The following is an 8,708-nucleotide window of genomic DNA, read 5'->3' as shown; positions in this document are numbered from 1 at the left end:
CAGCAGCCGTGCCGACCGGGATCGCCTCCGCGGCCCACGGCCTCACGGCGCATGACGCCCGTGCTCCGCTCGCCTACGATCCGGCACCGGCGTACGACGAACACGCACCGATCGTGCTCGACGCGTTCATGCCGGCGGCGCCCGCTGTTCATGCTCCGGTTGCCGATGCGGGCGCCGTGGCGTTCGACGCCGCCGCACCGCGCGCGCTGTCGAATACCGGCATCGACGATGCCTTCTCGCATCACGCCGATGCCGAGATCCGGCACGCCGACGATGCCCCTGCCGCGCCGGTGTCGGGAATCACGCCCGCGCCGTCGTTCGACGCGCCCATCGACCTCGCGCCGTGGGAAGACCTCGCCAGCCAGCCGGTTTCCGCGTTTGACGCGTCCGCCTGGAACCCGGTCGCCGAGTCATCGACGGATGTGACGGGATTGGAGCCGGCCCATGCCGCCTTCGCGCAACCGAGGACCGAGGCGGTTCACGACGTCGCTGCGAGCAACCCGCCCGCATCGTTCGATACGGACGACAAGTACACGGCTCAACCGGCTGCTGCAATCGATCACACGGCATCGGCCCGCGTGCCGCAAGGCATCGACGATGCGCACGCCGACGTGAAGCCCGCCGGGAACATCGCGCCGTTCGCGGCCCTCCCCTCTTCACCGGTCGTTGAAACGACATCGCGCCCAAGCACCGAAACCAGGCCGTTTGCAGCAGCGTCGACACCGGCCGCATCGAGTGCCGCACTGGAAGCAGCCAAGTCGGACACGATGGAACCTGCAGCGCCGCTGACGGCAATCGCTCAGGGCGCCGCACCGGCGGCGGCATGGACGTGGACGCCTTCGACGGTGCAACCGGCCACGACGAATACGCCCGTCACCGCGGAATTGCCGAAATCGCCGGTTGCCGCTCAACCGTTTGCCGCCGCGCAAACGGCGTCGGCTAGCGCTACGTCGCCGAGCGTCGACACCGTCCACGGTTCGGCCGCGCAATCGCCTGCATCCGCATCGGGCATTGCGCCTGTCACCGCAACTGCCTCGTCGGATGGTGCTATCGGCATGGCATCCGGTTCGCTTGCTCAACCGGCTGCGTCGATCGCAGCCGTTGCCTCCGTCGCACCGGCATCTCCGATGGGCATGACCGGCACTGCGTCGACCTCGATTTCGCAGTCGGCTGCTTCGGCATCGAACACTGCATCCGTCGCACCGGCATCCCCGATCAACGTGACCGGCGCTACGTCGACCTTGCTTTCGCAACCGGCCGCTTCGACATCGACCGCTGCTCCCGTCGCGCCGGCATCCCCGATCGGCGTGACCGGCGCTACGTCGACCTTGCTTTCGCAACCGGCCGCTTCGACATCGACCGCCGCTCCCGTCGCGCCGGCATCCCCGATCGGCGTGACCGGCACTACGTCGACCTTGCTTTCGCAACCGGCCGCTTCGACATCGACCGCTGCTCCCGTCGCGCCGGCATCCCCGATCGGCGTGACCGGCACAGCGTCGGCTCCGCATTCGCAGCCGGTCGATTCAGCATCGTTCGTTGCATCCGCCGCGCCGGTTAGCGTTGCGGGCACGACTTACGGTTCGTTCCCCCGCGCATCGACGCCCGCATCGTCCATTGCGCCTGCCGTGACGCCGCCGACAACCGACACGTCGGCTTCGACCTCCGGTTCGACCGCGCCGGCGAGCGTTACCACGATGACCGCGAATGTCGCGTCAGGCTCGATCACCGCACCGAGTTCCACGCCCGCCCCGACACTTCAGGCCAACCCGGCAACTTCGTCGACGGGCACGACATTCGGCACATTCGGCACCTCCGGCGCAGTCGCACCGCAGCCGGCTACAAGCCTGCCCGTACCAACGGCCGCTTCCGACACGGCTGCAACGTCGTCAGCAGCAATCGCACCGATCGCCACGGCGGCAGCAACGCCAGCACAACCGATCGCCAGCTCGCCCGTCGTTCCGACCGGCTCTCTGACGTCCTTCGGCGTAGCCACCGCGACGCTCACTCCGTCGATCGCTTCCGCACCTGCAGCAGTCGAAGCCACGACGTTCGCCACTCCGCCTGCCTCGGCCTCATCGCCGGCAAGCTGGTCCGTGTCGAATGTCTCCGCAGCGCCGACAGCCCCATCGGCCACGGCTCAGCAACCCGCAGCAACGATCGCCGGCGCGAGCCTGTCCGCGCCGGCGATCCCCACTGCCCCGCCGGCCGAAGCAATCACCACCACGGCAACCGAACCGGCCGCACCAGCCGCAGCCGGCTCCCCAGCCCCCGACACCCCCGCACGCCCACCGCGCCCGAACGCGTTCGAATTCCACGCACCCGCGTCGTTCAGCGTCGAACTGCCGACGCTCGACCTGCTCGAGCCGCCCTCCGGCGACATCGAAACGATCACCGACGAACACCTCGCGCAGACGGCGCAGGTGATCGAACAGCGGCTGCAGGAATTCAAGGTGCCGGTGACGGTGGTCGGCGCGTCGGCCGGCCCCGTGATCACGCGCTTCGAGATCGAACCCGCGCTCGGCGTGCGCGGCAGCCAGATCGTCGGGCTGATGAAGGATCTGTCGCGCGGCCTCGGCCTCACGTCGATCCGCGTCGTCGAGACGATTCCCGGCAAGACCTGCATGGGCCTCGAACTGCCGAACGCGAAGCGCCAGATGATCCGCCTGTCGGAAATTCTCGAGTCGCGCCAGTATCAGCACTCGGCCTCGCAGCTGACGATCGCGATGGGCAAGGACATCACCGGCCACCCGGTCGTCACCGATCTCGCGAAGGCGCCGCACATGCTCGTCGCGGGCACGACGGGCTCGGGCAAGTCGGTCGCGATCAACGCGATGATCCTGTCGCTGCTGTACAAGGCGACGCCCGAGGACGTGCGGCTCATCATGATCGACCCGAAGATGCTGGAGCTGTCGGTCTACGAAGGCATCCCGCACCTGCTCGCACCGGTCGTCACCGACATGAAGCTCGCGGCGAACGCGCTGAACTGGTGCGTCGGCGAGATGGAGAAACGCTACCGGCTGATGTCGGCCGTCGGCGTACGCAACCTCGCGGGCTTCAACCAGAAGATCCGCGATGCCGAGGCGAAGGAAAAGAAGATCGGCAACCCGTTCTCGCTGACGCCGGAGGATCCGGAGCCGCTGTCGACGCTGCCGCTGATCGTCGTCGTGATCGACGAGCTGGCCGACCTGATGATGGTCGCCGGCAAGAAGATCGAAGAGCTGATCGCGCGCCTCGCGCAAAAGGCGCGCGCGGCCGGCATCCACCTGATCCTCGCGACGCAGCGTCCGTCGGTCGACGTGATCACGGGCCTGATCAAGGCGAACATCCCGACGCGCGTCGCGTTCCAGGTGTCGTCGAAGATCGACTCGCGCACGATTCTCGACCAGATGGGCGCCGAATCGCTGCTCGGGATGGGCGACATGCTGTTCCTGCCGCCGGGCACCGGTTATCCGCAGCGCGTGCACGGCGCGTTCGTCGCCGACGAGGAAGTGCACCGGGTCGTCGAGTACCTGAAGCAGTTCGGCGAGCCGCAGTACGAGGAAGGGATTCTCGACGGCCCGGCCGCCGACGGCGCGACGCAGGACCTGTTCGGCGATGCGCCGGACGCGGAGGCCGATCCGCTGTACGACGAAGCCGTCGCGTTCGTCGTACGCACGCGGCGCGCGTCGATCTCGTCGGTGCAGCGGCAGTTGCGCATCGGCTACAACCGCGCCGCACGCCTCGTCGAGCAGATGGAGGCGGCCGGGCTCGTGTCGCCGATGGGCGTCAACGGCAGCCGCGAGGTGCTCGTGCCGGCCTCGGCCGACTGAGCGCGGCGGCCGGTCGGCCGCCGGCAACCGACACGGGCGCACCGGGAAACCGGCCGCCCCCCAAAAAAGGGCGCTGCATCGGCAGCGCCCTTTTTCATTTACTGCACCGGCACCAGCTTGAAGTCGACCGGCTTGCCGACCGCCACCTTCTGCGGATTCGGGCCGAGCTGCCCCGTTTCGACATTGCGGCTGAACACGTAGAACGTATCGCTGTCCTGGTTGCCGACGATCAGCCACTTGCCGGTCGGATCGATCAGGAACTCGCGCGGCGTCTTGCCGAGGCTCGACTGGCGGCCGACCTGCTTCAACCGGCCGTCGGCCTGGTTCACCGCGTAGATCACCAGGTCGTTCGCGTCGCCGCGGTTGCTCACGTACAGGAAGCGGCCGTCCGGCGCCAGGTGGATCGCGCCGCCACCGACCTTGCCCTTGAAGCCCGGCGCGGTCATCGACACGGTCTCGACCGGCGTCAGCTTGCCGTCGTGGTAGCCGAACACCTCGACCGACGCGTTGAGTTCGCTCGTCACGTACGCGTACCGGCCGTCGGCGCTGAACACCATGTGACGCGGGCCCGAGCCCGCCTTCACCGGCGTGTAGCGCGTCTCGGTCGGGCTGATCAGCCCGCGGCTGCCATCCACCGTGTAGCGGTAGCCGTAGATCTTGTCCGCGCCGAGATCCTGCACGAACAGGTAACGGCCGTCGGGCGAAAACACCGTCGAATGCACGTGCGCGCCGTCCTGGCGGCCCTTCACGGGCCCCGTGCCTTCATGATGCACGGTCAGCGCGGCCTGGCCGACCGCGCCGTCGTCGCGCAGCGGAAACACCGCGAAGCTGCCGCCCGGATCCTTCGCGACCGAGTAATTGGCGGTCACGAGGTACTTGCCGTCCGGCGACAGCGCGAGATAGCAAGGATCGTTCCCTTCCGACGACACGCGGTCGATGAAGCTCAGTGCGCCCGTCTTCGCGTCGAAGCGGAATGCGCTGACGCCGCCGCGCTGCGTCGCCGGCCCGTCGTCGCCGGGCAGTTCGTTGACCGCGTAGACGGTGCGACCGTCGCGGCTCGGCAACAGGTACGACGGATTCACGGTCTTCGCCGACGACACGGGCGCGACGCTGCCGGTTTTCGTATCGAAGCGGTAAACATAGATGCCGTCGCTGCCGCCGCCCGTATAGGTGCCGACGAGCAGGTTGTAGACACCGTCGGCCGGGGCGGGCGATTGCTGCGCAAATGCGTGGGTCGCGGAAAGAGAGAGCACGATCGCGAAACCTTTCATCCAGTGAGCGAGCCTAAGCGGGAACCCTCGTGTCGAAGCGCGTGCGTCACGCTCGCGTAAACGGTTGGGCATTGAATCCTCCTTGCATCGAGTCGCTTCAAGTGTTGAGATAGGACGAAACGCCGGCCGTTCATGCGCTCCGCCGCCCGGCCGAGTATACGGGGCGCGGCGCCAGCGCGTGAAGCCTTGGCCGTCGCCGTCCGCATTGTGAACTCGAATACCCAAGGATCGCCTGCCCATGCCTGCCCTGATCGAAGACTACGCCCTCGTCGGCGACGGCCACACCGCCGCGCTGATCGCTAAAGACGGCTCCGTCGACTGGCTGTGCTGGCCCCGCTTCGATTCGGGCGCCTGCTTCGCGGCGCTGCTCGGCACCCCCGAGCACGGCCGCTGGCTGCTCGCGCCGGCCGCCGACGCCGCGATCACGCACACGACGCGCCGCTATCGCGGCGACACGCTGATTCTCGAAACCGACTACGAAAGCGCCGACGGCGCCGTCACCGTGGTCGACTTCATGCCGCCCGGCAACGGCTGGTCCGAGCTGGTGCGGATCGTCGTCGGCCGTCACGGCACGATGAAGATGCGCATGGAACTGGTGTTGCGCTTCGACTACGGCTTCTCGATCCCGTGGGTCACGCAGCTGACCCGCGAGGACGGCATGAAGGCGATCGCGGGGCCGGACACCGTCGTGCTGCGCACTCCGGTGCCGCTCACCGGCGAAAACCTTCATACGCTCGCGGAATTCACGGTGAGCGCCGACGAGCGCGTGCCGTTCTCGCTGAGCTACGCGGCATCGCACCTGCGGCTGCCGCCCGCGCGCGATCCGCTGTCGATGCTCGCGCGCACCGAGAACTACTGGCTCGAATGGTCGGGCCGCTGCCAGGTGCAGGGCCGCTACGCGGCCGCCGTGCGCCGTTCGCTGATCACGCTGAAGGCGCTCGCATACGAGCCGACCGGCGGCATCGTCGCGGCGCCGACCACGTCGCTGCCCGAGAAGATCGGCGGCAACCGCAACTGGGACTACCGCTATTGCTGGCTGCGCGACGCGACGATCACGCTGCTCGCGCTGATGCGCGGCGGCTATTACGACGAGGCGCGCGCGTGGCGCACGTGGCTGGGCCGCGTGATGGCCGGCTCGCCCGAACAGATCCAGATCATGTACGGGATCGCCGGCGAGCGCCGGCTGCCGGAAATGGAGCTCGACTGGCTGCCCGGCTACCAGGACTCGAAGCCGGTGCGCGTCGGCAACGGCGCCGCAAACCAGCTCCAGCTCGACGTGTTCGGCGAGGTGATGGCCGCGCTGCACCTCGCACGGGTGGGCGGCCTGCAGGCCGACGACACGGTCTGGTCCGTGCAGTGCGCGCTGCTCGACCATCTCGAGAAGATCTGGCAAGAACCCGACGAAGGCATCTGGGAAACGCGCGGCGGCCGCCGCCACTTCACGTTCTCGAAGGTGATGGCGTGGGTCGCGTTCGACCGCGCGATCAAGTCGGCGGAGATGTTCCGGCTGCCGGGCTCGCTCGACCGCTGGCGCGCGCTGCGCGACCAGATCCACGCCGACGTATGCACCAACGCGTGGCACGAAAGCAAACAGGCGTTTGCACAGAGCTACGGTAGCGACGAGCTCGACGCCAGCGTGCTGCTGATGCCGCTGCTCGGCTTCCTGCCGCCGGAGGATCCACGCATCGTCGGCACGGTCGAGGCGATCGAACGGGAATTGCTGCACGACGGGCTCGTGATGCGCTACCGCACGACCGACTACGACGACGGCCTGCCGCCCGGCGAAGGCACGTTTCTCGCCTGCAGCTTCTGGCTGGTCGACAACTATGCGCTGCTGGGCCGGATCGACGACGCGCACCGGCTGTTCAGCCGGCTGCTCGCGCTGTCGAACGACCTCGGGCTGCTCGCGGAAGAGTACGACCCGGTGGCCGGGCGGCTCGTCGGCAACTTCCCGCAAGCGTTCTCGCACGTGGCGCTCGTGCATACCGCGATGAACCTGATGCACCACGAGGACGCGATGGCGCGCGCAGCCGGCCAGCCCGCACCGGCCGTGGCGACGGGACGCTGAACGGGGGCGCGAGCGGCTTGGTCAGAGAACGTCAAATCGCAAAACTTTGATGAAAAATCGGGGAAATGTTGCATTGCACCACCCATCGTTGTCCGATATGATCGACGCGATTGTCCGGCTGCAGTGCAACATGGCCGGTCGCTGACCCACACGGCACGCCGCGACGCCCCACGCCGCCCTTGCGCACCGTCCCCCACGCGGGAGTAGTCTGCATGCTTTACCAACTGCACGAATTCCAGCGCGCCATGCTGAGCCCGCTGACGGCCTGGGCCCAGGCCGCGTCCAAATCGTTCGCCAATCCGTCCAGCCCGTTCTCGCTGATGCCGGGCGCGACGCGGATGGCCGCCGCGTACGAACTGATGTACCGGCTCGGCAAGGATTACGAGAAGCCCGAGTTCAACATTCATCAGATCGTCAAGGACGGCCACAACATCCCGATCGTCGAGCAGACGATCGTCGAGAAGCCGTTCTGCCGGCTGCTGCGTTTCAAGCGCTATTCGGACGACGCCGACGCCGTCACGCAACTGAAGGACGAGCCGGTCGTGCTGGTCTGCGCGCCGCTGTCGGGCCACCACTCGACGCTGCTGCGCGACACCGTGCGCACGCTGCTGCAGGATCACAAGGTCTACATTACCGACTGGATCGACGCGCGGATGGTGCCGATCGAGACCGGTGCGTTCCACCTGCACGATTACATCGCGTACATCCAGGAGTTCATCCGCCACATCGGCGCGCGCAACCTGCACGTGATCTCGGTGTGCCAGCCGACGGTGCCGGTGCTCGCGGCGATCTCGCTGATGGCGAGCCGTGGCGAGGACACGCCGCTCACGATGACGATGATGGGCGGCCCGATCGATGCGCGCCGCAGCCCGACGTCGGTGAATTCGCTTGCCACGCAGCACTCGACCGCGTGGTTCGAGAACAACGTGATCCACACGGTGCCGGCGAACTACCCGGGTGAAGGCCGCCAGGTGTATCCGGGCTTCCTGCAGCACACGGGCTTCGTCGCGATGAACCCGGAGCGGCACGCCCAATCGCACTGGGATTTCTACCAGAGCCTGCTGCGCGGCGACGAGGACGACGCCGAAGCGCACCGCCGCTTCTACGACGAGTACAACGCGGTGCTCGACATGGCCGCCGAGTACTACCTCGAGACGATCCGCGTCGTGTTCCAGGAATTCCGCCTGGCCGAAGGCACGTGGGATGTCGAAGGCGAGCGCGTGCGTCCGCAGGACATCCAGCACACCGCGCTGATGACGATCGAGGGCGAACTCGACGACATCTCCGGCAGCGGCCAGACGCACGTCGCGCACGAGCTGTGCACGGGCATCCCGCAGGACCAGCGTCGCAGCCTGACCGCCGAGAAGTGCGGTCACTACGGGATTTTCTCGGGCCGCCGCTGGCGCACCATCATCTATCCGCAACTGCGCGACTTCATCCGCGAGCATGCACCGGAGCCGAAGCACGGCGCGACGAAGGATGTCCCTGAAGCACCGGCGGCCACGACGCTCGCGGCCGTGCCGGCCGGCGACGCGCCGGCCGAAACGTCGCGCGCCGCCG

At 67.8% G+C, this 8,708-nt stretch carries 4 protein-coding genes; 3 read left to right on the top strand and 1 reads right to left on the bottom strand.

Going from position 1 to position 8,708, the window contains the following annotated elements; genetic code table 11:
• Positions 1-3,809: DNA translocase FtsK (locus tag G3N99_RS29160; protein ID WP_241011908.1), on the top strand; the 3,809-nt coding region annotated here is incomplete at its 5' end.
• Between the two features lie 98 nt (positions 3,810-3,907).
• Here G3N99_RS29160 and G3N99_RS29155 read toward each other — a convergent pair.
• Positions 3,908-5,152 (bottom strand): lactonase family protein, encoded by a 1,245-nt coding sequence (locus G3N99_RS29155; RefSeq protein ID WP_206124116.1) that lies wholly within the window; start codon positions 5,150-5,152, stop codon positions 3,908-3,910.
• Positions 5,153-5,318: 166 nt separating this feature from the next.
• Here G3N99_RS29155 and G3N99_RS29150 point away from each other — a divergent pair, with 166 nt between their 5' ends.
• Together G3N99_RS29150 and phaZ are read left to right on the top strand one after the other, a co-directional pair.
• The gene (locus G3N99_RS29150) at positions 5,319-7,148 is read left to right on the top strand and encodes a glycoside hydrolase family 15 protein (RefSeq protein ID WP_174942750.1); all 1,830 of its coding nucleotides are present in this window, start codon (positions 5,319-5,321) and stop codon (positions 7,146-7,148) included.
• Positions 7,149-7,360: 212 nt separating this feature from the next.
• Positions 7,361-8,708 (top strand): polyhydroxyalkanoate depolymerase (gene phaZ, locus G3N99_RS29145; protein WP_206124115.1); only part of this gene is annotated, 1,348 nt, incomplete at its 3' end.

The organism is Burkholderia sp. Ac-20392 (assembly GCF_017104585.1).
GTDB classification, from domain to species: domain Bacteria; phylum Pseudomonadota; class Gammaproteobacteria; order Burkholderiales; family Burkholderiaceae; genus Burkholderia; species Burkholderia lata.
The sequence above is the reverse complement of the archived record's forward strand: the minus strand, read 5'-3'. Positions and strand labels throughout refer to the sequence as shown.